Source organism: Vannielia litorea, assembly GCF_018424695.1.
GTDB lineage: Bacteria > Pseudomonadota > Alphaproteobacteria > Rhodobacterales > Rhodobacteraceae > Vannielia > Vannielia litorea_A.
The window spans coordinates 1-2,342 of the sequence record NZ_QTNQ01000180.1 but is presented as its reverse complement, the minus strand read 5'-3'; the positions used below and the strand labels follow the sequence as shown (position 1 = coordinate 2,342).

General features: G+C 65.3%; 2 protein-coding genes. Both read left to right on the top strand.

What is annotated here, in order from left to right; translation table 11 throughout:
• Nucleotides 1-1,052: branched-chain amino acid ABC transporter permease (locus tag DYI42_RS23780; RefSeq protein WP_213549598.1), on the top strand; the 1,052-nt coding region annotated here is incomplete at its 5' end.
• Between the two features lie 289 nt (nt 1,053-1,341).
• A partial coding sequence (locus DYI42_RS23775) for an NAD(P)/FAD-dependent oxidoreductase (RefSeq protein ID WP_213549595.1) occupies nt 1,342-2,342 on the top strand: 1,001 nt, incomplete at its 3' end.

The following is a 2,342-nucleotide window of genomic DNA, read 5'->3' as shown; positions in this document are numbered from 1 at the left end:
AAACGCAGATGTCCGCGTGGCTCACACCACGCGGACAAGCTGCATATGTCCCCTCGGGGATCGCCCGGATCGGCTGCCAACCATGGGCCCTTGCAGGCCCGCCCCATGGCAGCCGGGGCGCGGATCGGCTGGGCTTCGTGCTCTACCGGCTGGCTTTCGACCCAGCGCGCGATGCTGTCGAGGCCATCAATCCCGCCGCTACGGGCTACCTCGGCGGCCTCGGCCTGCCCGTCATCCTCGCCTGGCCAGCGGGCGGCTTGCTCGCCGCCGGGGCCGCATGGATCGTCGGCAAAACCGCCCTCGGCCTGCGCTCGGATTACCTCGCCATCGCCACCCTCGGCATCGCCGAGATCATCATCGCGGTGATGAAAAACGAAGATTGGCTGGCGCGCGGCGTGAAGAACGTCAACGGCATCCCCCGCCCCGTGCCCTACGAGATCGACCTGCAACAGAGCGAGGCCTTCACCTCCCGCGCCGCCTCCCTCGGCATCGCGCCGGAAACCGCCTCCACCCTCACCGTCAAGCTGCTCTACGGCTGCCTCTTCGCCGTGGCGCTCGTGCTCATCATCGTCGCCCTGCAACTCGCGCTCAAATCGCCCTGGGGCCGGATGATGCGCGCCATCCGCGACAACGAAACCGCCGCCCGCGCCATGGGCAAGGATGTCACCCGCCGCCACCTCCAGGTCTTCATCCTCGGCTCCGCCATATGCGGCATGGCTGGCGCGATGATGACCACGCTCGATGGCCTCCTGGTCCCCGGCACTTATCAGCCGCTGCGCTTCACCTTCCTCATATGGGTCATGGTCATCGTCGGCGGCTCCGGCAACAACCTCGGGGCGCTGCTCGGCGGGCTGCTGGTCTGGTGGCTCTGGATTCAGGTCGAGCCTCTGGGCCGCCTCTTCATGGAAGGCATCACATGGCCGCTCCCTGAGGGCAGCTGGCTCAAGGGCCACCTGCTCGACAGCGCCCAATATATGCGCCTGCTGACCATGGGCGTGGTGCTGCTGCTGGTGCTCCGTTTTTCGCCACGCGGGCTGATCCCCGAGCGGTGATCCGGTGCACGGTCATCCTCGGGCCCGACCCGAGGATCTCCACGGCCTGTGATCCACACCCACCGGCCCTTGCGTTAACATTCCCCGCCACCACAAGCGGCCCTAAAATCGCGTATGCATAGGATGTGCATCACTTGTGCATGGGTTGTGCCCCTCTGCCCTCATGCGCCTCAGAACACCCGTTAACCCGCCCGGACGCACCTCGAAACCGACACGACATGTCGCAGAACGGCCAGCACAGGCCGGTTTTGGCCCACAGTCTCGGGCCAACAGCCAAAGGAGTCCGTCCATGAAAACCACCACCCGCGTCTGCGTGATCGGCGGCGGCGTCGTCGGCTGCTCTGTGCTCTACCACATGACCAAGCTGGGCTGGTCCGACGTGATGCTGCTGGAGCGGAGCGAGCTGACAAGCGGCTCAACCTGGCATGCCGCAGGCGGCTTTCACACCATGAACTCCGATACCAACATGGCCGCGCTTCAGGGCTATACCATTGGTCTCTATAAAGAATTGGAAGAGATCACCGGCCTGTCCTGCGGGCTGCACCACGTCGGCGGAATCACCCTCGCCGAAACCCCCGAGCGCTTCGACCTGCTCAAGGCCGAGCGCGCCAAACACCGGTACATGGGGCTCGACACCCGGATCGTCAGCCCGGAAGAAATCGCCGAGCTGGCCGAGCTGGTAAACCTCGATGGCATCCTCGGCGGCCTCTATGACCCGCTCGATGGCCACCTCGACCCGTCAGGGACCACCCACGCCTACGCCCGCGCCGCAAAGATGGCCGGCGCCGAGATCGAGCTGCACTGCAAGGTCGAAGACCTCCAGCAACGCCCCAATGGATCATGGGACGTGGTCACCAACAAGGGCACCATCCACACCGAGCATGTTGTCAACGCCGCAGGCCTCTGGGCGCGCGAGGTTGGCGCGATGGCAGGCGTCTACCTGCCGCTACTGCCAATGGCCCACCAGTACCTGGTGACGGATGACATCCCCGAGATTTACGAACGCGATGCCGAGTTTCCCCATGTCCTTGATCCGGCGGGTGAATCCTATTTCCGGCAAGAGGGCCGCGGCCTCTGCATCGGCTTCTACGAACAGCCCTGTGAGCCCTGGGCACTTGACGGAACCCCCTGGGAATTCGGCCACGAGCTGCTGCCCGACAATCTCGACAAGGTCTCCGACAGCGTCGAAATGGCCTACCACCGCTTCCCCGTGCTCGAACGCGCCGGCGTCAAACGCGTGATCCACGGCCCCTTCACCTTCGCCCCCGACGGCAACCCCCTCGTCGGCCT